Origin of the sequence: Chitinophaga sp. RCC_12 (genome assembly GCF_041360695.1) — a bacterium.
Classification (GTDB): domain Bacteria; phylum Bacteroidota; class Bacteroidia; order Chitinophagales; family Chitinophagaceae; genus Chitinophaga.
This window is the reverse complement of sequence record NZ_JBFUPS010000001.1, coordinates 476,722-501,444: the sequence shown is the minus strand read 5'-3', so window position 1 is coordinate 501,444 and position 24,723 is coordinate 476,722. Positions and strand designations below refer to the sequence as shown.

Sequence of the window (24,723 nt, the reverse complement as noted above, 5' to 3'; positions counted from 1 at the left end):
GATTGTTTTTCTTTATAACAGCACGATGTCATCGGCATGGGCCACTTCTATGTTCTGTGCCTTGTGTTGGGTATCGAGGGTGTCTGAAGCAACTTTAGCCCTGCCTACGGCGATGGCGATATTGTCTTCGTTCACAATTTCAATGACTTCCCCGCATTCAAATTTCTCCAGTACGGCCTGCACGCCTACGGCGAGGAGGCTGTGACGCTTTTCCAGCGCCTGTTGTGCGCCGGCGTCAATCCGGATCCGGCCGGTAACCAGGCTGCCGCTGGCCAGCCATTTCTTGCGGGCAGGCATGCTGCAGGGCTGTGGCAGGCACAAGGTACCTGTTTTGCCGGCAATGGCATTGAGAATGCCATCTTCTGTGCGGATACCAAAGATAACGACCCTGATGCCCATCCGGGTGGCGAGGCGGGCGAAGGTGAGCTTGGATACCATGCCGCCTAAGCCGAGACTGGATTTTTCTTTATCGGCCAGCCCCAGGGCTGCCTTGTCAATAACATCTATCTGTGGTACTACCTGCCCGGACCTGTCCAATACGCCGGCTACAGAGGTGCTGAACAACAGCAGCGATGCGCCAAAACCCACGGCTATCAGCGTGGCCAGCTCGTCGTTGTCGGAAAATTTCAGCTCCAGGCTGCTCACCACATCGTTTTCATTCGCAATGGGGATGATGTTGCTCGCCCATAGTTCCTCATAGGTACGCTTTAACTGGAGGAACTGGTCCCTGTCGGAAAAATGCTGGCGTTCACAAAGGCTCTGCGCTACCGCAATACTATAAGGGGCAAAATAACGGCTGTATTTATTCAATAATAACGGATTACCCACGGCTGCCGCGGCTTTGCGCTCACTGATAGTCCCGTTGTAATGACGTAAGAACTGTTTGCCCGCGGCCACAGCGCCGGACGACACCAGTACAATATGATAATCTGCATGTAACTCTGCTACCTGCCGCGCTATACCGGCAATCACGGTTTCGTCGAGGTCACCGTTCTGATGGGTGATCGACGCTGTTCCAAATTTTATAACTAATATCGGTTTACTCAATTTCTGCTCTATTTGGAGCCTAAAATAATATTAAGGTGGCGAAATTCTAAATGCATAATTTATTCCGGATACCGGAAAAGCCTTAATTTGACTCCTTACATTGATTTAACTCGCTATATGATAAAGTTTGTCGCCATGTTTATAACAGCCACTATGGCTGTTTCTGTTGTCTATCTCCCAACGGCCAACGGCCAGCAAACACTCCGTCAGCAAATTGCCGGTATCGCCGGAAATATCTCTGGAAAAGTTGGCGTATACGCGGAAATCCTGGAAACCGGGGACACTGTTTCCTTTAACCGTGATCAGCATTTCCCTATGCAGAGTGTGTATAAATTTCCGATCGCGATGGCGATGCTCCACCAGGTAGACCAGCACAAATTCCGGCTGGATCAGCCCATACCCGTAACAAAAGACGACCTGATTGGACCAAGAGGAGTAAGCCCGGTGCGGGATCAGCATCCTGAAGGGAATTTTGATATGCCGCTGGCAGAACTGATCGATTATAATATCCGCGCCAGCGACGGCAGCGCCTGTGATGTACTGCTGCGCTTATTGGGCGGCACCGGCAAAGCAAATGCGTATGTGCACCGCCTTGGCGTAAAACAGATCGCCATTGCCACCACGGAAAAAGTGCAGGTGCCCAGTGAAATGATCCAGTATAAGAACTGGTCCACACCCATGGCCATGACACAGCTGCTGAAAATATTTTACCGGGATCCTGTGTTGTCCGACAGCAGCAGGAACTACCTGATGCACCTGATGGTGACCTCCAGACCCGGTGCTAAAAGATTAAAAGGGTTGCTGCCGGCGGGCACGGTGGTGGCGCATAAAACCGGTACTTCGTGGACTACAAACGGGTTAACCCGTGCCACTAATGATGCGGGTATTATTAGCTTGCCAAACGGACATCATCTGGCTATTACAGTATTTGTGTCTGATGCAAAAGCAAGCGAAGAAGAGCGGGAGGGCACCATTGCTAAAATTGCAAAGGCGGCATACGATCACTGGAACAAATAAAAGGAAGCAGGCAGTTTCAAAAACGAAACTGCCTGCCGGAAATTATTTCATATATTTTTTATACTCGTTTTCAATATCCATCACATCTATTTTGTGGAGTTGATCGCCATCAAATAACCACATTTCCCAGTTGTATTTAACATCACTTAAATTGAGCGTGGCCGGATTTCCTTTGGCAGAATGAAAACTGATTTTGCCGCCGGCAGGTTCAATAATTTTTACACCTTTTCCTTCCAGGAAAGCGCGTGCATCGGTCATGTAACTCTGGTAATCTTCATTGATGGTATAAAATGCTTCTTCCCCGTTATCTTTTTTCAGCTGTTCCAGTTGAATGCTATCTGGCGTATGAAGTATAGCGCAGGGGCGTGTAATCTGGCTGTCACTTTCTGTTACGGTTTGCACAAGTGGCGCCGCAGCTGTTGAAACTTTTTCTTCCGGTATTTTACTTTCGTGACAGGCGTAAAAAGTAAAAAGCGCTGCAGATAAGATAAGGTAGTTTTTCATGGTTTTCATAGCAATAGTTGTTTGGCATATTTGTTACACCTTACAGCAGTGTAATGGCATAAAGATAGTATAAAATATACCCCATGCAACTATTGCGATATGTTCATACATGGATAATCTATAAGTCCCGTTGGTAGATTGATCAGAGAGATGAATATAGCGTATATCCATCTGGTTTAGTTTCGGGATCAGGTACAAGTGAGTAGCTGTTTTTTCATCGTATAATGGTAGGTTATTGTGTGCCGCAAAGGAGAGAAGCGGATACCTACCCGGTGCGGTTCCAGTAATTTCATTGCTATCTTTTTTATAGCACAAAATTAGTGTGCGTGTAAACATGGAACAGGTAGAATCCGGGGTGATTATTGTAATTTTGCAGGTTATGGGAGAAAGAAATTTATATACGCCGTTTGAATTGTTCCAGGCAGATATGTCGGACTGGGACCCGCAGCCGAAGGTGTATTTCTTTTTTGAGCTCATTCATATCCGCGAAGGCAGCGGGTTCCGTACGGTGAACGACAACCGGTTCCCTTATAATAAAGGCAGCCTGTTTTTATTTACGCCACGTGATTGCCGCGGATTCGAGGAAGAAACGCCAACGAAGTTTGTATCGGTCCGCTTTTCCGAGATGTTTGTAGGCATGTCTCATTCCGCGCCTGAAAAAGCACGGCTGGGAGAATGGCTCCGGCAACTGGAGTACCTGTTTTTTTATCACAACCGGCAGGAGCAGTTACTGATCAGCCAGGAGAATGATTGCAAAATGATCATGGCGCTCATCTGTAATATGATGGACGAATATGAGAAGAAGCCGCCTTATTACCAGCAAAACCTGCAGCATTACGTAAGTTTGTTGTTGAACATAGTAGCGCGGAATGTGGCGGAAGATATAAATATAGATGGCACTGACAACGCTACTCCTTTGATCAGCCGGATGATAGGGTATATCCGGCAGCATATTTATTACCCCGATAGGCTGAAGCAGGAGCACCTGGCGAAACAATTCAATCTTTCCCCGCACTATATCGGGGAGTTTTTCCGGAAGCAAACGGGGGAGAGCCTGCAGCAGTTCATCATTCATCACAAACTTAACCTGGTACAGCTGCGGGTGAGCTATAGCGACCTCACCATTTCGGAAATCGCCGATGAGCTGGGCTTTACAGACGAAAGCCATATGAGCCGGCTCTTTAAAAAGTATTACGGGGTTACCCCGGCGGCTTACCGGAAAGGGCAAATCCAGGCCAAAAATGAAGGGGCGGAAAAAAATATTCATCGAAATATTTCGATATTTCAAAAATAGTCTTACTTTTGTGTCATGGATTTAGCAGTTATAGAGAAAGCAGCAAATGCCATCGCCGACAAACATCGATTATCTATTATAATGGAGGTTGTTAAGAAGGGAAAGCTGGTTTGTGGTGATGTGTGCGGGTTTACGTGTTTGTCGCAACCTACGGTGTCGCATCACGTTAAGATCCTGGTTGATAGTGGCGTACTGCATTCTGTGAAAAATGGAAGATCACTGGAGCTCACGCTCAATAAAGAGATGATGAAACAGTTGTCTATGTTCTTTTTACAATTAAGTTAGGTACAAAACGGGCTGAGGTGCTACCGGGCGGGTAACCAACAGCTTTTTTTATACTTATATATATTGATACTTTTAAATTAATGGATTGATAGAGAAAGATTTTCTCTTTTTTTTGGAGATTAAACATTGATAAACTTAAATAAATCAATAGAATGGACCAGTTACGAAATAAAACAGCTGTCATCACGGGCGGTAACAGCGGTATAGGATATGCAACAGCAGCAGATTTTTTGGCGAAAGGAGCAAAAGTATTAATAACAGGACGCAAGCCGGAGGCCGTACAGCAGGCCGCCACAGCATTAGGAGGAGAGATAGATAGTTTCATCGCAGACCAGGGCGTCACCACCGATTCACAAAAATTAGCGGAGTATGTGCGTGACCGTTATGGCAAAATAGATATCCTGTTTGTAAATGCAGGAGTAGCGGCATTCGAGTCAGTTGCCGATGTATCGGAAGCCTCTTTTGACACGATAATGAACATTAACCTGAAGGGCGCCTTCTTCACCGTGCAGCATTTACTGCCGCTGGTTAACGACGGTGGTACCATCATTTTATTGTCTTCCGTAAATGCTTACTCCGGTATGCCGGGAGCATCCGTGTACAGCGCCAGCAAGGCAGGTTTAAACTCATTGGGACGCACCTTATCAAGAGAACTGGCTTCCAGGAAGATCCGGGTAAATATTGTAAACCCCGGCCCCGTGGCTACGCCTATCTTTGAAAAGTCAGGTATTCCGAAAGAAGCGGTCAATGAAGAACAAATGGCTAAAGCATTACCGATAGGCAGAATTGGACAACCGGAAGAAATTGCAAAACTGGTTTCCTTCCTCGCATCAGACGACGCATCATTTATCACAGGTGCAGAGTACAATATCGACGGAGGTATCAGTGTTCATCCATTAATCGGTTAACCTCAAACAAACATCATTCATGTCATCTCTGAAGGATAAAATAGTTGTTATCACAGGCGGTAACAGCGGCATAGGATACGCAACAGCAAAGGCATTTTTAGCAAAAGGAGCAAAGGTTTTGATAACAGGTCGTCAGCCTGGTGCGGTACAAAAGGCCGTACACGCACTGGGCCACCCTGCAGAAGGATTTAAAGCAGATCAGTCAGACATGAATGATATACGGCGCCTGTATGATTACCTGCAGGGCCGTTTCGGGAAAATAGATTCCTTATTTGTAAATGCTGGCGTGGCGAAATTAGCACCGTTTGAAACGGTAACAGAGGCACTATATGATGAATTAATGAACATTAACTTCAAAGGTGCTTATTTCACCATCCAGCAATTACTTCCCCTCATCAGCGATGGTGGCACTATCACGCTGCTGTCGGCCCTGAATGCATATTCAGGAACACCCAATGCCACCGTACTATCTGCCAGTAAAGCAGCGCTGAACTCATTGGGCAGAACATTATCGAGGGAACTGGCGGCAAGGAAAATACGGGTTAACACGGTGAACCCCGGTATTATCAGTACGCCACTATTAGAAAAAGCAGGATTACCGGATGAAGCCAGAACACACCTGAGCAGTATCACACCCCTGGGCAGATTAGGGCAGCCGGAAGATATTGCCAGCCTGGTTACTTTCCTGGCATCCGACGATGCTTCGTTTATTACAGGTGCAGAATACAATGTAGACGGCGGCCTTATGGTTCACCCGTTGATCGCTTAATAAATGATCCTGGCGTTGCAGTGTGCAGCATTGTGTAAATGCTGCACCGGCAGCAAGGACCAGCGGATTTTGTCTTGGAACACTGATTACGCTGATTATACTGATTATCTTTTTTGATTTTATTTTTTAGAAGAAGGAAGATATAGACAGGTACTAGTATATAATTAAATCAGTATAAAAATCGAAAAAATAACATCCCGAAAATCAGCATAATCAGTGTAATCAGCGTCCCAAGACAAAATCCTCTTTTAAGACAAAATTCTTGTTGATTTACAGTTAACGGTTGTTTAGGATGTTTGCGAACCCCATTGGTTGCCTGCCGGATACCGCTTGCTATACGGGTATCTGGCAGCAACTTTAAAAACTTTAAGTTGTAGGTTTAACAGCGGCCGGAATAATCTTATTCCGGTCTTCGCTTTTTTAGCTCATCTTCCGGATCAGTTTCCCCAGCGTTTTCAATCCGTCATCTACCTGCTTGCTCCATACCGGACCAAAACTGATACGTAAACAGTTGTTGTATTTATTCTGTAAAGAAAAGATTCTGCCGGGGCAGAAGCTGATCTTATGTTTCAGCGCCTGCTGGAATAATTCAAATGTATTAATGGATTCGTCCAGTTCTACCCACAGCACGCAGCCACCCTGCGGCCGGGATATACGGGTACTTTCCGGGAAGTATTCGCTGATAGCCTGGGAATACCGTAAACACTGGGTGTGCAGCACCTTCCGCAAATTGCGGAGGTGGAATTCGTACCGGCCTATCTCCAGGAAATGCCCTACCGCGGCCTGTGGCAGCGATGCGCAGGCAATAGAGTGATTCTGTTTCATCAGCAGCACCTTTTCCTTGTATTTTCCGGGCAACGTCCAGCCAACGCGGTAGCCCGGCGCCAGCGATTTGGAAAAGGAATTGCACAGCAATACATGACCGTATTTATCAAACGTTTTGCAGTTTGCAGGGCGCTGTTTCGTAAAGTACAGGTCGCCGTAAATATCATCTTCTATCAACGCTATATCATACTTCACCATCATGTCTACCAGCGCCTTTTTATTTTTGTCCGGCATACAGGAACCCAGCGGGTTGTTGTAGTTGGTTACAAACAGGCAGGCTTTGATCTTATGACGCGGAATGGCTTTGTCGAGGTAATCGAGATCAATGCCGGAAACGGGGTGCGTAGGCACTTCCAGCACTTTTAACCCAAGACTTTCCGCCAGCTGCATAGACCCATAATACGCAGGGCTTTCAATGGCAATGGTATCGCCGGGGCGTGTTACGGCCGACAGGCACAAAGTCAGCGCATCCATACAGCCACTCGTAGTGATAATATCATCTTCCGTATAGGCGCCGCCCCAGGCAAGCGACATCCGGGCTATTTGTCCGCGCAGCAGCTTATTACCCTGTAACTCCTCGTATCCGATCCCGTTGTTGGGAAGGTTCCGCAGCGCATGCACCACTGCCTTCGCCATTTTAGCCGCTGGCATCAATCCCGGCGGGGGCGTAGCCACCGAAAAGTTCAGGATGTTCGGGTTCCGCATATGACTGAACACTTCCATCACCATATCGCTCACAGTAGCTTCGCTGGCTTTCTTTACCGGCAAACAGGTACCCGGCATCGCAGGCATACGCCTGGAATTAAAGCGGATATAGTAACCGGATTTTGGCCTGGACTCAATCAGCCCTTTGGCCTCCAGGTGATAGTACGCCTGGAAAGCCGTGGTTAAACTGATTCCCTGCTGCTTGCTGAGCATCCGCACAGACGGGAGTTTTTCCCCGATTTTCATCACATCTTTTTCTATCAGCTGTTCAATATTATCAGCTACCTGCAGGTACAGGTGATCGGCAGTTTTTATCATGGCAATGTTAATCTGATCTGGTCAAAAGTACAAAAATTAAATCTGTGCGGATTTTGTCTTGGCTCAGGCGGGTTTTGTCTTGGCTCAGGATTACGCTGATTATACTGATTAGCTGGATTTTTACTTTTGGATTTTATAAAGGATTAAGGGAGATAGCAGCGGTGATATTCGCTTTTATCTCCCTTACTTATTATAAATCAAAAAATCCAAAAAAAATCCAAAAGTAAAAATCCAGCTAATCAGTATAATCAGCGTAATCCTGAGCCAAGACAAAATCCGCTGTGATCCTACCTCCGCATCAGCCGGCCGAGTGTTTGGATAGCCCACTCCTGGTCGTCGCTCCAGGGGTTGGAGTTGGTAAGGCGGAGGCAGTTCTGGTAACGGTCCTGGCTTGAAAAGAGGGCGCCGGGTGTGAAGGTGATCCCTTGCTCCACGGCCTCTTCGTGCAGCTTCCAGGTGTTGATTTTGGGTGACAGTACCACCCATAAACTGATACCGCCGTTAGGGCGCGTCAGTTGTGTATCTTCCGGGAAATATTCCTGTATTGCTTTTGTGATCTGCATGGTTTGCATGTTCAGCGATTGCCGCAGTGATTTCAGGTGCAGGTCCAGTCGCTGCTGGTCCAGGAATTTGCTCAGTACTAATTGCGGCAACATGCTGGTGCCGCCGGAAGCAATGAACTTCAGCTGTGCGATTTTTTCCTGGTAACGGCCGCCAATCACCCAGCCTATGCGGAGGCCTGCAGCAATGGACTTTGAAAAGGATGAACAGTAAAGCACCAGTCCTTCTTCATCGTATGATTTTACGGTTCTTGGCCGCTCCGGTGCAAAATGCAGATCGCCGTACACATCATCTTCTATGAGTGGCACCTGGTATTTTTTCAGGAGTTTTGCCAGTTGTTCCTTGCTGTTGTCGGGGATACAACAGCCCATGGGGTTGTTGTAGTTGCTTACAAAAAGACAGGCCTGTACCTTCTTTTGCTTAAAAGCGTCTTCGAGTTTATCGAGACTTACACCGGTTACCGGGTCGGTGGGTATTTCCAGCGCTTTCATGCCCAGGCTTTCAATGGCCATCAGCAGCCCGAAGAATGTAGGCGATTCAATGGCAATAGTGTCGCCGGCTTTGGCTACAGCGCGCAGGCAAAGACTGGCGGCTTCCATAGCGCCGTTGGTAACAATAATATCCTGCGGCGATACGGCCCGGCCCCAGTTGAGGCAATGCCTGGCAATGTGTTTCCGGAAAGGTTCATGACCATAAACATCACCGTATGGAATGTAGGAAGGATCCAGTTCCCGCGCTACCAGCTGCAGCGCTTTCTTTAGCTTCACATCCGGCAGCAGCGATACATCCGGCAGGGCGCCTATCAGCGAAATGGTTTTATGCGATTCGCTGGTTTTCCGGAACATGGCCAGCTTTTCATTGATCTCCACTTTCAGCGCAGTAGGTACTGGATCTGTTACCGGCGGCAGTTCAGGACGCAGCTTTTTTGAATAGTGTACAAAGTATCCAGATTTTTCCCGGGAGGCCACCCAGCCCTTTTTCTCCAGGTGGCTGTATACCTGCAGGGCAGTACTGATGCTGATGCCATGCTCCTGGTGCAGGGATCTTACAGATGGGAGTTTGTCGCCTACCGCATATACGCCTTCACTGATCATATGCTGGATCTTCTCCGCCAGCAGAAGATATATAAACCCGTTGTTCTTTTTCATCTCTCCAAAGTTAATCTGTTATGGTTTAATATCGATAATTCTGTATCTGTTTTGGTGGTGTTTTTTGCCGTTAATTTGTACCCTTAAACTGATAAGCATGACTGTTGTTAAACAAATTGCACAAACGCTGGTACAACTTTGCAGGGCATGGCAGTTTCCGGAAGCGCAGGCCACCCTGTTTCACGAAAACGCGGTGAACCTGGAGCCGGATGGCCGCACCACCACCGGGTTACCGGCTATCATGGCAAAGGAACAGGCGTTCCTCGACAGCATCTCGGAAAGGCACCTGCTGGAGATCTCCGATCCGGTTGTGGCTGATGATTATTTCGCCATACAGTTACTGATGGATGTAACGGTCAATGGCGTTGGCCGTCGCATGAGAAATGAACTTTGCATCTATAAAGTACGCGACGGTAAAATTATCAGCGAGCAGTTCTTTTACTAAATCATCTTAAAAAAATATAATTATGGAAGCGAGAATGGACGTGTACAAACTCCTGCCCGGCGCATTTAACGCCATGATGGGATTACAGACATTTGTTAATGAAAGCGGTCTTGATAAAACCCTCACAGAACTGATTAAAATCCGCGCCTCACAGATCAATGGCTGCGCTTTTTGCCTGAATATGCATACCAGGGAAGCCCGCCAGATGGGAGAAACGGAGCAACGCATTTATGCGCTTCCCGCCTGGGAGGAATCACCTTACTATACAGAAAAGGAGCGTGCGGCCCTCGCACTTACGGAAGCGGTTACGCTGATAAGTACTTCCCGTGTACCGGATGAAGTATACAAAGCTGCACAGGCGGTTTTTACGCAACAGGAAATTGCCACGATCACGATGGCTATTGTGGCCATTAATTCCTGGAACCGCATTGCGATCACTTCCAGGACATTGCCACAGGGCTGATTGTACCCGTCATTACCAGGAGCCTCCGGCTGAAGCATTAGTTGGAGGCGCCTTCGTGAATATATATTATCTTCCTGGCGGGTAATTTTATATTGGATATGTTTAATAAGATAGCGCCTGATAAATGGAAGCATTTTTTCGTTGGTATCCCCATGGGGGCTGTGCTTGAAGTGGCTTCGGCAATGATGTTCCCGGGCAGCCCGCTACTGGCAGCCCTTGTGGCCCTGGCAATGATCATCGTTATCAGCTACGGCTTTGAGTTGTTTTCATTAATTACCGGTAAAGGGCACTACGACGTAATGGACGCGGTGGCCAGCATTATTGGCGGTATCATAGGTATGTTGCCGGGAGCGCTGGTATATCTGGCTTAGTCCCGCAAATCCGCAAGAATCCGTAAATCAAAGATGCCCGCTTTCCGTATTTTCGCGACATGGCTTTGCAGAAAATAAAGATTCCCATCAATGACCCGGCGCATTTCTCCTTCGAAGAATGCCTGCGTTTCCTGGGAAGATCGGATAAAGAATGTTTGCATTATATACACCAGGGAAAGGTGCGGCGCATGTTGTTGTCGGAAGGGGAGCCCGTAGTAGTGGAAATTGCGCCTGGTTCAAAGAAAGACTTCCTGGAAGCAACCATACTGGCGCCTGCCGGCGAAGCAGTGGCGGAAGCGCCCATTATCAGGTATATCACGCATTGGTGGCACCTGGATGCCAATCTGCAACCGTTTTACCAGTATACACAAACAGACCCGCTCTTAAAAGGGCTCGCAGAAAAATACAATGGCCTGCGCCTCATAGGTATGCCAGACCTTTTTGAAGCCATCACATGGCCGGTAATAGGTCAGCAGATTAACCTCGCCTTCGCCTATACGCTGCGGCAGCGCTTTATCCGGCAGTTTGGCTATCATGTGGTAGTAGACAACACCGATTTTTATTTATACCCGCATCCAAAGGTGATAGCTGCATTAACTCCTGACCAGCTTACGCCTATGCAGTTTTCGCGTAGCAAAGCATTATACCTGGTGGAAACCGCCAGGCAAATGGCCAGCGGCGCGCTCAGTGAAGCTAAGCTGGATACCATGAGCTATGAAGCCGCGCGTGAAAGCCTGGTAGCGATGAAGGGAATCGGCAACTGGTCGGCCAACTATGCGTTGATGAAGTACCGCCGTTTTCCGCAATCTGTTTTATTGGAAGATGTTGGATTGCAGAATGCAATAAAAAATAGATTAAATTTGGAAGCCAAGCCTTCTATGCCAGCATTACAGGAGTATACAAAACCGTGGAAGGAGCATGCAGCGTATGCCACTTTTTATTTGTGGAGATCATTATTACCCCAATAGATTAATTTCATGGAAGACGGATTGTATCATCTACGTATAGACTCCCCCGTTGGGCCGCTGCTGATTAGTGGTACCGCAAGCGTTATAACTGCTGTTTCTTTTACAGATCAACCCGCCGTGGATTTTCCCCAGGCGCCCGCACTACTGCTGGATTGCGCGCAACAGCTGTATGAATATTTCGCGGGCGACCGCAAAGTTTTTGACCTGCCTATTGCCCAGGAAGGAACTGCGTTTCAACAAACGGTGTGGCAACAACTAACTGCTATTCCATTCGGACAAACCATTTCTTACCAGCAACTCGCCCGCAGAATACATAATCCCAAAAGCATCCGCGCAGTGGGCACTACCAACGGCAAAAACAAACTGGCCATTATTGTGCCCTGTCACCGCGTAATTGGCAGCAACGGCACACTCACGGGTTATGCCGGTGGCCTGTGGCGTAAACGCTGGCTCCTGGAGCATGAGCGCACTGATTTATTTACCGGTTTGTTCTGATAAATCTGATATGGTCGATATTTCTAAAACTGGATCTGTTTTCAGATAATAATTTATCTCAATTTTGTTCCTGCATTACCACCCGAAAATTCTCATCAACAACGAGTAATCATGGAATTGAAATTGCAGGAAGACCTTAAACATACAGATCAGTTATTGCAGTTAACCAAAGATTTCAGCAGCAGGTTTTTATCCGCAATAGATAAACTGGCAGCCGATAAAAAGGTGGAGATCAATAGCCGTGTATCCGTTCCCGGTACAGGGTTAGGTGGGGCGGCTGCATTGGAAGCTTTCCGGCAACAATATGGCAACAGTATTACCGCAGCCGCGGGGCCGCGCTACTGGGGCTTTGTAACCGGCGGCGTTACGCCTGCCGCACTGATGGGCGATTGGCTGGCCGCTGCGATGGATCTTAATTCTTCTGATAAAAGTTCAGTTGCATATTATATTGAAACGGAAACCATTGCTTTACTGAAAGAACTATTCGGACTACCGGAAGCATTTTTGGGATGCTTTGTTTCCGGCGCTACCATGTCCAACTTCACCGGCCTGGCTACCGGCCGGCAATGGGTGGGATTGCAGCATGGGGTTGACGTTGCCGCGGATGGCATTGCCGCGCTCCCCGGATTAAAAGTGGTATCTGCCGTGCCACATTCCAGTATTGGTAAAGCCATCTCTATGATGGGCATAGGACGCAATCACCTGGAGCGTGTTCCCGCATTGCCTGGTCGTGAAAGTGCAGACATTGCGGCGCTGAAAGAATACCTCGAAGCGCACAAAGGAACTCCCATTATTTATGTGGCCAACGCAGGCACCGTGAATACCGTTGATTTTGATGATATCGCGGCACTGGTGCAACTGAAAAAGGAATATGGCTTCTGGCTGCATGTGGATGCCGCTTTCGGCGGATTCGCCGCCTGCAGCGATCAGTGGAAATACCTGCTGAACGGGTGGGAAGAGGCAGACAGTATCACCATCGACGCGCATAAATGGCTGAATGTACCATACGATGCCGCGATGATCTTTTGCAGGCACCCGCAGTTGCAATCGGCTGTGTTTCAGAATGCGGGCGCCGCTTACTTAGGCGATCCGGCAACCCAATTTAATTTCATTAATCATATTCCTGAAAACTCGCGCCGCCAGCGCGCTTTACCGGCATGGTTTTCTTTGATGGCCTACGGAAAGGAAGGCTACCGCTGGCTCGTTGAAAATAATATTTCACTGGCCAAACAACTGGGCAGCCTGCTGGAGACAGATCCGAATTTTGTGTTGTTGTCGCCGGTAAGGCTTTGCGTGGTTTGCTTCACGCTGGAAGTTGCGCCGGAAGTAGAAGCAGAAGCGGTACAGGAATTCCTGGATGCGCTGAACGACAGCGGGGTGGTATGTATGACGGCCACATCGTATGCCGGCAGGCAGGCTATCCGCGCGGCATTGGTGAACTGGCGCACCAGCGGAAAAGATGTATTGATGGCTTATGATACCATGAAGGTACTGGCGGAGAAAATAGTGAATAAATATACTTATGCGTAAATCAAATACAAATGCTTACATCGCGCTTGCCATTGTAAGTATTTTCTGGGGAACCACTTACCTGGCATCCAGCGTGGGCGTAAGACACATGCACGGGGTGATGCTGGCAGGCATAAGACAGGCGGCAGCCGGATTCCTGATCACCGGATTTTTTTTACTGAAGGGATATAAGTTACCGGGAAAAATAGTGTTGTCGAAATTATTTGTCATTGGTACACTCATGTTATGCGGTGGTAACGGTTTGCTTACCTGGGCGCTGAGGTATATTCCCAGCGGATTGGGAGCGATTATTGCGGCTACCATTCCTATCTGGATCACCATTGCCAGCTATTTCCTGGTACAACGTACCCGGCTTAGTTTGCAGCTGATTATTGGTATGATCCTGGGCTTTGGCGGTGTAGCGGGCATCTTTTATAATTATTTATCAAGCCTTATGAACCCGGACTTCCAGTTCGGAATCATCATTGGTTTCATTTCCTGTATATTCTGGGCATTGGGATCTGTACTTACCGCCAAGTGGTCACTGGGTGTAAATTACCTGTATGGCGCGGGATTCCAGATGTTTTTCAGCGGAATCATCATGTTGCTGGTAGCAACTTTTTTCCTGGGACAGCGCGTGGAAGTAGAAAGTTTTACGACTGAATTGTGGGAAAGCCTGTTGTACCTGGTGCTGGTAGGTTCGGTGTTTTCGTATTCTGCTTATGTGTTTGCGTTGAATAATCTTCCGCCTGCACAGGTATCTATTTATGCTTACATCAACCCGGTAGTAGCGGTGTTGCTGGGATGGCTCATCCTGCATGAAAGCCTTACCTGGTTAACGGGTGTGTGCTCCCTGATCACCATTGGCGGCGTGTACCTGGTGAACAGTGCGGTGAATAAAAGTAAGAAAAGTCTTGCAGCGACTGCAAAATAGTAATAGCTATAATTTTTTAAGGTAGAAGTTAATAGACAGATGCTCACCCCGGTGTTTACCGGACGGAGCATCTTTTCTTTTGTTATGGAAATGAATTAAATTGAGATGGATTTTTAAATCTGTTATCTTATGGATGTTATTCAGGCAACGGAGTTACATACGAATGAAGTGGCGGTATTGTTTGATGCCTACCGTAGTTATTATGATCAGGCGCCCGACTTCAAAGGCGCACTTGGTTTTATTACTGAAAGGATTGCGCAAAAAGACAGTGTAATATTTGTGGTGATGCTGGATGCCGAAATAATTGGTTTCACACAGCTGTATCCCATCTTCACTTCCCTGGGCATGAAAAGAGGCTGGCTGCTCAACGACCTATACGTATTGGAAGAACACCGCGGCATGGGCGCCGGTAAAGCCTTGCTGGATAAAGCAGCGGAATACGGTAAGTCCACCAACGCGGCGTGGCTGATGCTGCAAACCTACATCGCCAACACCGGGGCGCAGAAACTCTACGAAAAAGAAGGGTTCAGGAAAGACACGAACTCCTACTACTATTATAAGGCACTTTAAAAACGCGGGGAGATCGCCTTCGGCGATGCGGATTTTGTCTTGAGCACTGATTACGCTGATTATGCTGATTTGCTTGATTTTGTCTTTTTTGATTTTTCTTCGGATTTTCTTTTATTTTTTTATTGACATATTCATTAGTAAGAAGTAAAATGTAAGCTAGTATAATTGCTTCCCTGATTAAGTATAAAAGTCAAAAAGAAAAATCAAAAGGGAAATCCGAAGAAAAATCAAAAAAGACAAAATCAAGCAAATCAGCATAATCAGCGTAATCAGTGCTCAAGACAAAATCCGCATCGCCGAAGGCGGTCGATCCCCGCACCACAAAGCGATGGATACAACCAAGAACCCCTGGACCATTCACTCCAGGGAAATGAGATATGACAACAACTGGATCAGCATTTGGCATCACGAGGGGTTGAATCCCGCCGGTGGCGCCGGTATTTATGGCGTCGTACATTTCAAAAACCTCGCTGTAGGGGTGGTGGCGCTGGATGATGAGATGAATATTTACCTCGTGGGACAATACCGTTTCCCGTTAAAGCGGTTTTGTTGGGAAATTCCTGAAGGGGGCGCTCCGTTGGGAAAGGAAACGGCGCTGGATACCGCCAAAAGGGAATTGCTGGAAGAAACCGGCCTGGTGGCATCTCGTTGGGAAGTGATTACGCGCATGGCGCTCTCCAATTCAGTTTCTGATGAAGAAGGGGTGGTGTTCCTGGCCCGGGGGCTGGAGCAACGGGTGGCTGAGCCGGAAGAAACGGAGCAGCTGATCGTTAAAAAAGTGCCTTTTGAAGAAGCCTACCGGATGGTAAATGACTTTGAAATCACGGATTCCTTATCGGTAGCGGCTATACAAAAAGTAAAGCTAATGGGCTATGAAGGCTTATTAAACAAATAAACCCGTTACCTTTGCAGCAAATGGAAAGGAAATTTAACGCTTTCAAAGGTGAAAGAAAAGACGGGCAACGTGGCCCGAAAAAATATGCAACGCAGCGGCCAAAGCAATCTACCATGATTATTGGCCGTCAGCCGTTATTGGAAGCCCTGAGCACGGGGAAGTCGATTGAGCGCATCTTTATGCTGCGCACCGCTACCGGCGACATTATACCTCAAATAAGGGAGCTGGCCCAAACCAATAATATTCCCGTTAATTATGTTCCGGTGGAGAAGCTCAACGGGCTTACCCAGGCCAATCACCAGGGAGTGGTAGCCATTGCCGGCAACGTTACTTACCTGGATCTGCAGGATGTGATTTCGCATGTTACAGAAAAGGGAGAAACCCCGTTGTTCCTCATACTGGATGGTATTACAGATGTGCGTAATATAGGCGCTATTGCCCGCAGTGCGGTATGTTGCGGCGCACAGGCCATCATTATTCCTGATAAAGGTATTGCTGCGCTGAATGAAGAAGCTGTGAAATCTTCTGCCGGTGCATTGGAAAGTATCGCGGTTTGCCGGGTCAACAGCCTGAACAAAGCCATTGATACCCTGCATCTCAATGGTATCAAGGTGATGGCCAGTGAAATGGAAACAGAAATAAAATTGTACGATTGCGATCTCAGGGAGCCGGTGGCAGTGATCATGGGTTCGGAAGATAAAGGCGTGTATCCTGCGCTGATAAAGGCTTCCGATGTATTGTTCCGTATTCCGATGGCTGGTAACTTCGAATCTTTCAATGTATCTGTGGCGGCCGGTATCATTTTGTATGAAGCACTGAAACAAAGAACGGTAAATATTTAAGCGGACCCGCGGGAACCCGCAAAGAAAATGGTTTACTATGCTAAAACTAGTTGAATGCCCTCGTGATGCCATGCAGGGCTGGCACAGAATGATCAGTACGGATGAAAAAGTGCAGTACCTCAATTCCCTGTTAAAAGTAGGTTTTGATACCATCGATTTTGGCAGCTTTGTATCTCCCAAAGCCATCCCTCAGATGGCAGACACGAAAGAGGTGATTCCCCGGCTGCAGCTGTCTGGTTCCAAAAGTAGGCTGCTGGCCATTGTGGCTAACCTGCGGGGAGCAGAAGAAGCGGTGGTATTTGATGAAATCAATTACCTGGGTTTTCCCTTCTCCATATCAGAAACTTTCCAGCTCAGAAATACGAATAAAACAATTGCGGAATCCCTGGAACAGGTACATTCCATGCAGGAACTGTGCATTAAAAACAGGAAAGAGCTGGTGATTTATATTTCCATGGGCTTTGGTAATCCTTATGGCGACCCTTACAGCCCGGAAATTGTATTACAGTGGGTAGAGGAAATGGTGAAGATGGAAATCGGCATTATTTCCCTCGCAGATACGGTAGGTGTTGCAGATCCTGCTACTATTACCGGCTTGTTCAAACACCTCATACCGGCCTACTCCGACGTGGAATTCGGCGCACATTTTCACGCGGCGCCGCACAACTGGGAAGATAAAGTGCTGGCCGCCTATGAGCAGGGTTGCAAACGGTTCGACAGCTCCATTAAAGGAATCGGCGGTTGCCCTATGGCCAAAGATGAGCTGGTAGGCAACCTGGCTACGGAGAACCTCATCGCTTTTTGTCATCAGCGGAAAGAGCCGCTCACACTGGATATGACGGCATTGAGAGGCACACAGCGACTGGCAGATGCTGTTTTTAAAGATTAACTGTATTACATGCAATTTCATTTAAGCTTTCCGGTAGCGCCATTGTCTTCAGCCATTCAGTACGATCATGAGCTGTTGCTGATGGGGTCCTGCTTTGCGGAAGAAATAGGCGAAAAGCTGCAGGAGCACCGCTTTAATACCGTGTTGAACCCTCACGGTATTTTATACAATCCGCTTAGCATTACAAAAGCCCTGACTTCCTATCTCGACGGGAAAGTATATACCGCCGGAGATCTTTTCCAGCACAATGATCTCTGGAACAGCTGGGATCATCACAGCCGTTTCTCCGGCCTTACGGCGGAAGCCACGCTGGAAAACATTCACCGGATGCAGGCGGCCGCCACGCATGCTATTGACAACGCCGATTGGCTCATCATTACGCTGGGGTCTGCGCATGCTTACATCTTGAAAGAAAATAACCGCCTGGTGGGTAACTGTCATAAGGTGCCGGCCGGAAACTTCTACAAACGGCTGCTCACGGTAGATGAAATAGTAACCGCGCTGGATAATGTAATGCATCGCCTGTTTTTCCGTAATAAGAAAATTAATATACTCTTTACCGTTAGCCCGGTGCGCTACATCCGTGATGGGGTGGTGGAAAATAATCTCAGCAAAGCCATATTACTACAGGCGGTTCATCACCTGGTGAACAAGTTTAACCGGCTGTTTTATTTCCCGGCATATGAGCTGGTAATAGATGATTTGCGCGATTATCGTTTTTATAAAGAAGATATGGTGCATCCCAATGAACTGGCGGTTAACTATGTTTGGGAGCAGGTGGTGAAGGCGGGTATCAGTCCTGCCAGCCAGGAATTGCTGCATAGTATTGCCGAAATAAACCGGGCGGCCAATCACCGGCCTTTTAACCCCGAAAGTGCCCAGCACCGGCAGTTCCTGGCGCATTATGCCGCAAAGGTACAGCAACTGATGGCGGCTCATCCGCAACTGAAGCTGGATGATCTGCTGCAGCGTTTTCAATAGTAAAGCGGAGGGGATGTCCCTCCGCTTTACCCCGTTTACAACGGAATGCCTCTTTTATCTTTCAGATAAATAATACCTACTACAAAACAGATGACTGCAATACCGATCGGGTAAATCAATCCTGCCAGGTGGTTGCCGGTATTGGTTACCAGGATGGTGGAAATGGTGGGTAACAGTCCGCCGAAAACGCCGTTACCAATATGGTAGGGCAGCGACATGGAGGTATACCGGATGCGCGTTGGGAACAGTTCCACCAGGAAAGCCGCAATAGGCGCATATACCATGGTTACAAACAGTACCTGGATGAATATGAGGATCACCAGCCACATGATATTCATACGGCTTACGGTCAGTTCCTTTTTGTCGGCTGTTTCCTTCAGGATGCTGCCATCGGTATAGCTATGGATACGGGTGCTTTTGAGTACCAGTTCCCCGGATTCACTTTTGGAAGAATTACTTTCTATCCTGAACAGCTCTGTTTGTTCCTGTTTCAACTGCACATTGCCGATATTATCCATCGCTTTATAGATGGGGTAGTAGGCAAGAGCCGCCAGGAGCATGCCTGTGAGCATGATTTTTTTACGGCCTATGCGGTCGGACAGGGAGCCGAAGTAAATAAAGAACGGTGTAGCCAGCAGCAGTGCAATGGCAATGATGATATTGGATTGCACAAATTCTATGTTCATGGTTTTCTGGAGAAAGGAAAGCGCATAGAACTGTCCGGTGTACCAAACCACGCCCTGACCCATCGCGGCGCCAAACAGCGCTATCATGACCAGTTTCAGGTTTTCCTTATTGGCAAAGCTTTCCTTGATGGGGTTGGAAGAGGTTTTACCTTCTTTCTTCATCTGGGCAAACAGGGGGGATTCGTGCAGGCGTATCCGTATGTAATAGGACATAATGACCAATAGCACCGAGAGGAGGAAGGGTATCCGCCAGCCGTAGTTATTGAAATCATCGGGTGTCATGAGCATACGGGTTACCAGGATTACGCCCAGCGATACAAACAGGCCCAGTGTGGCGGTGGTTTGTATAAAGCTGGTGTAGTAGCCGCGGCGGTTGTCGGGCGAATGCTCTGCCACGTAAGTAGCGGCGCCGCCATATTCACCACCCAGGGCCAGGCCTTGCGCGAGGCGGAGTATCAGTACCAGTATGGGCGCCAGTATACCAATGGTATGGTAGCTGGGAATGAGGCCGATAGCGAAGGTAGAGCCGCCCATGATGAGCAGCGTGAGCAGGAACGTGTATTTACGTCCTACCATATCGCCGAGACGGCCAAATACAATGGCACCAAAGGGACGCACAATAAAGCCCACCGCGAAGGTAGCCAGCGTGGCGATGTAGGCCAGCTGCGGATTACTGGGTGGGAAAAACTTTTCAGCAATGATGGCGGATAAGCTGCCAAAGATGTAAAAGTCGTACCATTCAATGAGCGTACCAGCCGACGAGGCCATGATAACCTGCCAGATGTTTTGCGAGGGGAGCGAGTTCTTCATACGTGTTAATTGTAAACGCCAGCTTTTTGTACTGAGCTTTTTGCGGGGAATAAGATAATGAATATTTACAATGAGAGCAAATGTCCAACTAAAAATCTCTTGCGCTTAACATCCGGGAATGTTTATAAAGCCTTATCTTTAATAAGGGCCAATTATTTACAATGAAGCAGGGATCAAAAGCTCACATCACCCGGGTTATCAGTTTATTGTTGTTAGCTTTTATTACGTGTCACTATACCGTGAAGGCTCAGCAAACGATCAGTAACAGACCTAAAATAGGATTAACGCTCAGCGGCGGCGGCGCCCGTGGCCTGGCGCACATTGGTATCCTGGAGGCAATAGACAGCGCAGGGCTGAAGGTCGACATTGTAACGGGGACCAGTATGGGAAGTATCGTTGGGTCGCTGTATGCGATGGGATATTCCGGTAACAAAATAGAAGAGGCCGCCCGTAAGCTGAACTGGAACAGTCTGTTCTCCAATCAACCCGTTCTTACAGATATTTCCTATGAAGAAAAACGGGAGTACAACAAATACATCATTGAAATACCTTTCGAATATGGTAAGCCCAAGCTGGCTTCCGGCGTAATTTCCGGTGAAGCGCTGTGGCTGGAACTGGCAAAACTCTGCTGGCCGGTGAAGGACATCAAGAACTTTGAAGACTTTAATATTCCTTTTAAATGTATTGCTACCGATGTATCTACCGGCGATATTGTAACACTCGACAGCGGGGAAATTGTGACCTGTTTGCGTGCCAGTATGGCCATTCCTTCTATTTTCACGGCTGTAAAAATCGGCGACCGTAAGCTGGTGGATGGAGGGGTAGTCCGTAACTTCCCCGTTATCACTGCCAAGGAAATGGGCGCAGATATTGTAATTGGGGCCAATGTAAGCGGTGGTTTGCGTAGAGCGGACCAATTGGTGACTCCTTTTGATATCCTTTACCAGCTGGGATTTTACAAAGATGCAGACGATTTCATCAAAGCCATTAAACAATGTGATATTTATGTGCCGATGAACAAGGAGCTGGAGAACTATTCCGCCGCGAGCTTCGGCAGCGTGGACTCTATTATCGAAGCGGGCCGCAGGAAAGGAAGGGAGATGTATCCTGTTTTCAAACACCTCGCAGATTCACTGAATGCTTTATACCCGCAGCCTCCTTTTGTAGCCGACCGGCTCCCGTTTGCCACCGATATAGAGTTGAGCGGCGTGCAGGTGAACGGCCTCGTTCACTCCGATCAGAAATTCTTTTTACAACGGCTGCATCTCAAGCCCGGCGGCTGTTATACGCCGGCACAGCTGCGAAATGCCATCCTGAATGTGTACGGCACCCGCTTTTATAAACTGATTACATATAACCTCGTGCCGGAAGGATATGGTAAAAGCCGGATGGATATACAGGTAGAGGAAAATCCGCTTACCTACGTGAAATTTGCGCTGAACTATAACACTTTTACAGGCGCCAATGCTATCATCAATTTAACCCAGCGGAATTTCATTGTGCCTAACTCCCGCTCGTTTGTAACAGCGGTGATCAGTGAAAATCCCCGGCTGGAGGCAGAATATTTCAAATACCTGGGCCGCAGCCGTAATTTCGGTTTTGGACTGAGCACTTATTACGAGAATAACGGCCTTACCTTTTACGATATTGATTTTAATAAGCTACAACCTTATCGCAGCAAGTATGCGAACGTGAACGTGGATATGCAGTATACCTTCAACCGGAATATGTCGGTGGGTGCAGGAACACGCTGGGAGTACATCAAATACAAGCCGCAGCTGTCCAATTTCATGGAGGTACGGGGTAGTACCAACCAGCTGAATACCTATATTAATTTCGGTATCAATTCCCTCAACCAGAAAATATATCCTACCAGGGGATTGTTGTTGGACCTGGAAGCGGGGCATATCTATAACCAGCATCCGGGCATTAAAGTGAGCTCCCAGGGGGTGGAACAGGACTATGATACGCTTGGTGTAAGCTTCCACGATTATCAGCGCCTGGCGCTGAACCTGAAATATTATATCCCGCTGGGCCGCAAATCGGCCATAGAGCTGGATGGTAATATCGGGTATAATCTTAATTATAAAGAATCGGTGGTTAATGCATTTGTCGTTGGCGGTATGACCAACATCACCCGCAACCAGGTGCCTTTCGTGGGGATATACGAGGGGGAGGTAATTACGTCAAAAGTCAGTGCGGTGCAGGTAGCCTGGCAGTACGAAGTGCTGCGCAATATCTTTGCTATTCCAAGGGTTGGCGCAGCCGTATATGACGGGGAAATTTCCGGCGGCGGAAAATACCAGTACCTCGCCGGTTACGGCCTGGGTGGAGGCTACAGCAGCCGTTTGGGACCCGTAGAGGCCACGGTGATGTACAATGATCAGTCGGGCCGGCTGAAGTTTTACGTGAACCTCGGGTTTAATTTTTAACGCGGATTTTGTCTTGGCTCAGGATTACGCTGATTTTAAGGATTAGCTGGATTTTTACTTTTGGATTTTATAAAGGATTAAGGGAGATAGCAGCGGATATATTCGCTTTTATCTCCCTTAATTAATATTTTAAGAAATCTAAAAATCTAAAAAAAATCCAAAAGTAAAAATCCAGGTAATCCTTAAAATCAGCGTAATCCTGAGCCAAGACAAAATCCGCGCTAGTGCATCCGGTCGCCGCGGACATCGATGTTTTGCAGTATTTCCGCTTCCATTTTCAGCCACTCCTGCCAGCGGTTGCGCACTTTTTCTTCCGGGAAATATTCGTTGGCCAGGTCAATAAAGAGGCGGTAGTGTCCTGCTTCGGAGATCATGAATTTGCGGTAGAATTCGCGCATATATTCATCTTCCAGGCCTTCGCTCAGCAGGCGGAAACGCTCGCAGCTGCGGGCTTCAATCAGTGCAAAGATCAACAGGGCGTCGAGGAAGCTATCGTCTGCATGACCACCTTTCACCCGGTTATCCATCAAGGCATTTACATAATCATCTTTCCGCTGCCGGCCTAAAGAGAGGCCGCGTTTTTTCATTTCAGCAAGCACCTGCCGGAAGTGTCCCCATTCTTCGGTAACAATGGGCGCCAGTTCCTCTACCATCCTTGTTCTTTCGGGGTTGCGCTGGATCAGCGAAATAGCGGAAGATGCCGCTTTTTGTTCGCAATAGGCGTGATCCGTAAGAATGTCCTGTAATGAAATGGCAGCCAGATTCACCCATCGTGGATCGGTAGGCAGTTTTAGTCCGAGTATTGATACTTTGCTCATATGAAAATAGCGGTTAGCCTGCGGCTTTTTTGCGAAGATAACGGCAAAGTTTAAATTGTGCATCGATAAACACAGATCATGAGTAAAGACAGTACTTCTTTTTTAGCGCAGTTGCTGGATGAGCGCAGGAAACAGCAGTCGTTCCGCGAATTGCGGCTGCCGGGGGATAAAGTGGATTTTTGTTCCAATGATTACCTCGGACTGGCCAGCAATGCAACAGTAAGGGAGTATATACATACGTTGATGGAGGAAAGGCACCCGGCGCATGGCAGCACCGGATCAAGGCTGCTGGCGGGTAATTATGAGTGGATTGTTTCTGTGGAACGCGACCTGGCAGATTTTCACGAGGCGGCAGCAGGCCTGATCTATAACTCAGGTTATGATGCCAACCTGGGCGTGTTTTCCTGCCTGGGCCGCAAGGGAAATACTATCATTTACGATCAGCTGATACATGCCTCTATCCGTGATGGCGTGCGTTTATCGGCAGCACAGTCGTTTTCATTTGTGCACAGCGATGTTGCTGACCTGGAAAAGAAACTGAAACATGCCACGGGGAATATTTTTGTTGCGGTAGAGTCGGTGTATTCCATGGATGGCGATTTGGCTCCACTGGCAGCTATTGCAGCCATTTGCGGGCAATATAATGCACACCTGATAGTAGATGAAGCGCATGCTACCGGCATCATCGGCAACAGGGGAGAAGGACTGGTGCAGCATCTCGGATTAACGGCCGACTGTTTTGCACGTATTCATACTTTTGGAAAAGCAGTTGGCTGTCATGGCGCCGTGGTGCTGGGTTCGGAGATATTACGCGATTACCTGATCAACTTCTCCCGGTCCTTTATCTATACAACTTCCTTACCACCCGCTGCACTGGCTGCCATAGAGGCGGGTTATGCCGCATTTCCGTACATGCAGGCAGAAAGAGAAAAACTGTCGGCGTTGATTGCGCAATTCCGCGCGGGCATTGTCAATGCGGAATTATTGCCGGGCACCACACCCATACAGGCAGTGCTGACACGCGGTAATGAACATACCCGCGGCATTGCGGAGCGGTTACAGTCGGCCGGACTGGATGTGCGGCCCATCCTGCATCCCACGGTACCCAGGGGAGCGGAGCGCCTTCGCATTGTATTGCATAGTTTTAATACGCCGGAAGAGGTGGACCATCTTATAAAAGTATTACAGGCATAAGCGGTTATGAATCAAATTTGATGTATTTTACATATTACAT

25 protein-coding genes are annotated in these 24,723 nt (G+C 47.9%); 19 read left to right on the top strand and 6 right to left on the bottom strand.

The window, feature by feature from the left end:
• Positions 1–12: 12 nt before the first annotated feature.
• Complete coding sequence (proB, locus tag AB6805_RS02000) at positions 13–1,047, bottom strand: glutamate 5-kinase (protein ID WP_370907794.1); 1,035 nt, start codon at positions 1,045–1,047, stop codon at positions 13–15.
• A 117-nt stretch (positions 1,048–1,164) separates the two neighbouring features.
• Here proB and bla point away from each other — a divergent pair, with 117 nt between their 5' ends.
• A complete protein-coding gene (bla, locus tag AB6805_RS01995; RefSeq protein WP_370907793.1) occupies positions 1,165–2,064 on the top strand; it encodes a class A beta-lactamase in 900 nt (299 codons plus the stop codon).
• 42 nt (positions 2,065–2,106) lie between these two features.
• On the opposite strand, the gene AB6805_RS01990 is transcribed toward bla, so the two are convergent.
• The gene (locus tag AB6805_RS01990) at positions 2,107–2,577 is read right to left on the bottom strand and encodes a hypothetical protein (protein WP_370907792.1); all 471 of its coding nucleotides are present in this window, start codon (positions 2,575–2,577) and stop codon (positions 2,107–2,109) included.
• Positions 2,578–2,947: 370 nt separating this feature from the next.
• Here AB6805_RS01990 and AB6805_RS01985 point away from each other — a divergent pair, with 370 nt between their 5' ends.
• The 4 genes from AB6805_RS01985 to AB6805_RS01970 all read left to right on the top strand — a co-directional run bounded on the left by AB6805_RS01985 (position 2,948) and on the right by AB6805_RS01970 (position 5,824).
• Entirely contained in the window at positions 2,948–3,862 is a 915-nt protein-coding gene (locus AB6805_RS01985) for a helix-turn-helix domain-containing protein (RefSeq protein WP_370907791.1), read from the top strand.
• Between the two features lie 15 nt (positions 3,863–3,877).
• Positions 3,878–4,147 (top strand): helix-turn-helix transcriptional regulator, encoded by a 270-nt coding sequence (locus AB6805_RS01980; protein WP_079473476.1) that lies wholly within the window; start codon positions 3,878–3,880, stop codon positions 4,145–4,147.
• Positions 4,148–4,299: 152 nt separating this feature from the next.
• A complete protein-coding gene (locus AB6805_RS01975) occupies positions 4,300–5,055 on the top strand; it encodes a glucose 1-dehydrogenase (protein WP_370907790.1) in 756 nt (251 codons plus the stop codon).
• A gap of 19 nt (positions 5,056–5,074) precedes the next feature.
• A complete protein-coding gene (locus AB6805_RS01970) occupies positions 5,075–5,824 on the top strand; it encodes an SDR family oxidoreductase (protein ID WP_370907789.1) in 750 nt (249 codons plus the stop codon).
• Between the two features lie 420 nt (positions 5,825–6,244).
• Here AB6805_RS01970 and AB6805_RS01965 read toward each other — a convergent pair whose 3' ends face one another.
• Both AB6805_RS01965 and AB6805_RS01960 read right to left on the bottom strand, forming a co-directional pair.
• Positions 6,245–7,672 (bottom strand): PLP-dependent aminotransferase family protein, encoded by a 1,428-nt coding sequence (locus tag AB6805_RS01965; protein WP_370907788.1) that lies wholly within the window; start codon positions 7,670–7,672, stop codon positions 6,245–6,247.
• Between the two features lie 287 nt (positions 7,673–7,959).
• Complete coding sequence (locus tag AB6805_RS01960) at positions 7,960–9,381, bottom strand: PLP-dependent aminotransferase family protein (RefSeq protein WP_370907787.1); 1,422 nt, start codon at positions 9,379–9,381, stop codon at positions 7,960–7,962.
• Positions 9,382–9,478: 97 nt separating this feature from the next.
• On the opposite strand from AB6805_RS01960, the gene AB6805_RS01955 reads away from it, so the two are divergent.
• The 12 genes from AB6805_RS01955 (at position 9,479) to AB6805_RS01900 (ending at position 18,743) form a co-directional block, all read left to right on the top strand.
• A complete protein-coding gene (locus AB6805_RS01955; protein ID WP_370907786.1) occupies positions 9,479–9,826 on the top strand; it encodes a SnoaL-like domain-containing protein in 348 nt (115 codons plus the stop codon).
• A 22-nt stretch (positions 9,827–9,848) separates the two neighbouring features.
• Entirely contained in the window at positions 9,849–10,289 is a 441-nt protein-coding gene (locus AB6805_RS01950) for a carboxymuconolactone decarboxylase family protein (RefSeq protein ID WP_370907785.1), read from the top strand.
• Between the two features lie 98 nt (positions 10,290–10,387).
• On the top strand, positions 10,388–10,660 hold the full coding sequence (locus AB6805_RS01945) for a hypothetical protein (protein WP_370907784.1): 273 nt from the start codon (positions 10,388–10,390) through the stop codon (positions 10,658–10,660).
• A gap of 59 nt (positions 10,661–10,719) precedes the next feature.
• Positions 10,720–11,628, top strand: a complete 909-nt coding sequence (locus tag AB6805_RS01940; protein ID WP_370907783.1) for a DNA-3-methyladenine glycosylase — start codon at positions 10,720–10,722, stop codon at positions 11,626–11,628.
• A gap of 9 nt (positions 11,629–11,637) precedes the next feature.
• The gene (locus AB6805_RS01935) at positions 11,638–12,123 is read left to right on the top strand and encodes a methylated-DNA--[protein]-cysteine S-methyltransferase (RefSeq protein ID WP_370907782.1); all 486 of its coding nucleotides are present in this window, start codon (positions 11,638–11,640) and stop codon (positions 12,121–12,123) included.
• Between the two features lie 111 nt (positions 12,124–12,234).
• Positions 12,235–13,653 (top strand): aspartate aminotransferase family protein, encoded by a 1,419-nt coding sequence (locus tag AB6805_RS01930; RefSeq protein ID WP_370907781.1) that lies wholly within the window; start codon positions 12,235–12,237, stop codon positions 13,651–13,653.
• Entirely contained in the window at positions 13,646–14,566 is a 921-nt protein-coding gene (locus AB6805_RS01925; protein ID WP_370907780.1) for an EamA family transporter, read from the top strand. Before AB6805_RS01930 ends, AB6805_RS01925 begins: the two co-directional genes overlap by 8 nt.
• A 129-nt stretch (positions 14,567–14,695) precedes the next feature.
• A complete protein-coding gene (locus tag AB6805_RS01920; RefSeq protein ID WP_370907779.1) occupies positions 14,696–15,136 on the top strand; it encodes a GNAT family N-acetyltransferase in 441 nt (146 codons plus the stop codon).
• A 328-nt stretch (positions 15,137–15,464) separates the two neighbouring features.
• Entirely contained in the window at positions 15,465–16,031 is a 567-nt protein-coding gene (locus AB6805_RS01915; protein WP_370907778.1) for an NUDIX domain-containing protein, read from the top strand.
• Between the two features lie 20 nt (positions 16,032–16,051).
• Positions 16,052–16,873, top strand: a complete 822-nt coding sequence (rlmB, locus tag AB6805_RS01910) for a 23S rRNA (guanosine(2251)-2'-O)-methyltransferase RlmB (RefSeq protein ID WP_370907777.1) — start codon at positions 16,052–16,054, stop codon at positions 16,871–16,873.
• Between the two features lie 37 nt (positions 16,874–16,910).
• The gene (locus tag AB6805_RS01905; protein WP_370907776.1) at positions 16,911–17,762 is read left to right on the top strand and encodes a hydroxymethylglutaryl-CoA lyase; all 852 of its coding nucleotides are present in this window, start codon (positions 16,911–16,913) and stop codon (positions 17,760–17,762) included.
• Positions 17,763–17,771: 9 nt separating this feature from the next.
• A complete protein-coding gene (locus AB6805_RS01900) occupies positions 17,772–18,743 on the top strand; it encodes a GSCFA domain-containing protein (protein WP_370907775.1) in 972 nt (323 codons plus the stop codon).
• A 35-nt stretch (positions 18,744–18,778) separates the two neighbouring features.
• Here AB6805_RS01900 and AB6805_RS01895 read toward each other — a convergent pair whose 3' ends face one another.
• On the bottom strand, positions 18,779–20,239 hold the full coding sequence (locus AB6805_RS01895; protein ID WP_370907774.1) for an MFS transporter: 1,461 nt from the start codon (positions 20,237–20,239) through the stop codon (positions 18,779–18,781).
• A gap of 161 nt (positions 20,240–20,400) precedes the next feature.
• Between AB6805_RS01895 and AB6805_RS01890 the strand changes: the two genes are divergently transcribed.
• Positions 20,401–22,671, top strand: a complete 2,271-nt coding sequence (locus tag AB6805_RS01890) for a patatin-like phospholipase family protein (protein ID WP_370907773.1) — start codon at positions 20,401–20,403, stop codon at positions 22,669–22,671.
• Between the two features lie 221 nt (positions 22,672–22,892).
• On the opposite strand, the gene AB6805_RS01885 is transcribed toward AB6805_RS01890, so the two are convergent.
• Complete coding sequence (locus AB6805_RS01885) at positions 22,893–23,489, bottom strand: tRNA-(ms[2]io[6]A)-hydroxylase (protein ID WP_370907772.1); 597 nt, start codon at positions 23,487–23,489, stop codon at positions 22,893–22,895.
• A gap of 78 nt (positions 23,490–23,567) precedes the next feature.
• Between AB6805_RS01885 and AB6805_RS01880 the strand changes: the two genes are divergently transcribed.
• Entirely contained in the window at positions 23,568–24,683 is a 1,116-nt protein-coding gene (locus tag AB6805_RS01880) for an aminotransferase class I/II-fold pyridoxal phosphate-dependent enzyme (RefSeq protein WP_370907771.1), read from the top strand.
• Positions 24,684–24,723: the final 40 nt, after the last annotated feature.

Coding starts and splice junctions, on each gene's coding strand:
- bla (WP_370907793.1), top strand. CDS start 1,165: ATGATAAAGTTTGTCGCCATGTTTATAACAGCCACTATGGCTGTTTCT.
- AB6805_RS01990 (WP_370907792.1), bottom strand. CDS start 2,577: ATGAAAACCATGAAAAACTACCTTATCTTATCTGCAGCGCTTTTTACT.
- AB6805_RS01985 (WP_370907791.1), top strand. CDS start 2,948: ATGGGAGAAAGAAATTTATATACGCCGTTTGAATTGTTCCAGGCAGAT.
- AB6805_RS01980 (WP_079473476.1), top strand. CDS start 3,878: ATGGATTTAGCAGTTATAGAGAAAGCAGCAAATGCCATCGCCGACAAA.
- AB6805_RS01975 (WP_370907790.1), top strand. CDS start 4,300: ATGGACCAGTTACGAAATAAAACAGCTGTCATCACGGGCGGTAACAGC.
- AB6805_RS01970 (WP_370907789.1), top strand. CDS start 5,075: ATGTCATCTCTGAAGGATAAAATAGTTGTTATCACAGGCGGTAACAGC.
- AB6805_RS01965 (WP_370907788.1), bottom strand. CDS start 7,672: ATGATAAAAACTGCCGATCACCTGTACCTGCAGGTAGCTGATAATATT.
- AB6805_RS01960 (WP_370907787.1), bottom strand. CDS start 9,381: ATGAAAAAGAACAACGGGTTTATATATCTTCTGCTGGCGGAGAAGATC.
- AB6805_RS01955 (WP_370907786.1), top strand. CDS start 9,479: ATGACTGTTGTTAAACAAATTGCACAAACGCTGGTACAACTTTGCAGG.
- AB6805_RS01950 (WP_370907785.1), top strand. CDS start 9,849: ATGGAAGCGAGAATGGACGTGTACAAACTCCTGCCCGGCGCATTTAAC.
- AB6805_RS01945 (WP_370907784.1), top strand. CDS start 10,388: ATGTTTAATAAGATAGCGCCTGATAAATGGAAGCATTTTTTCGTTGGT.
- AB6805_RS01940 (WP_370907783.1), top strand. CDS start 10,720: ATGGCTTTGCAGAAAATAAAGATTCCCATCAATGACCCGGCGCATTTC.
- AB6805_RS01935 (WP_370907782.1), top strand. CDS start 11,638: ATGGAAGACGGATTGTATCATCTACGTATAGACTCCCCCGTTGGGCCG.
- AB6805_RS01930 (WP_370907781.1), top strand. CDS start 12,235: ATGGAATTGAAATTGCAGGAAGACCTTAAACATACAGATCAGTTATTG.
- AB6805_RS01925 (WP_370907780.1), top strand. CDS start 13,646: ATGCGTAAATCAAATACAAATGCTTACATCGCGCTTGCCATTGTAAGT.
- AB6805_RS01920 (WP_370907779.1), top strand. CDS start 14,696: ATGGATGTTATTCAGGCAACGGAGTTACATACGAATGAAGTGGCGGTA.
- AB6805_RS01915 (WP_370907778.1), top strand. CDS start 15,465: ATGGATACAACCAAGAACCCCTGGACCATTCACTCCAGGGAAATGAGA.
- rlmB (WP_370907777.1), top strand. CDS start 16,052: ATGGAAAGGAAATTTAACGCTTTCAAAGGTGAAAGAAAAGACGGGCAA.
- AB6805_RS01905 (WP_370907776.1), top strand. CDS start 16,911: ATGCTAAAACTAGTTGAATGCCCTCGTGATGCCATGCAGGGCTGGCAC.
- AB6805_RS01900 (WP_370907775.1), top strand. CDS start 17,772: ATGCAATTTCATTTAAGCTTTCCGGTAGCGCCATTGTCTTCAGCCATT.
- AB6805_RS01895 (WP_370907774.1), bottom strand. CDS start 20,239: ATGAAGAACTCGCTCCCCTCGCAAAACATCTGGCAGGTTATCATGGCC.
- AB6805_RS01890 (WP_370907773.1), top strand. CDS start 20,401: ATGAAGCAGGGATCAAAAGCTCACATCACCCGGGTTATCAGTTTATTG.
- AB6805_RS01885 (WP_370907772.1), bottom strand. CDS start 23,489: ATGAGCAAAGTATCAATACTCGGACTAAAACTGCCTACCGATCCACGA.
- AB6805_RS01880 (WP_370907771.1), top strand. CDS start 23,568: ATGAGTAAAGACAGTACTTCTTTTTTAGCGCAGTTGCTGGATGAGCGC.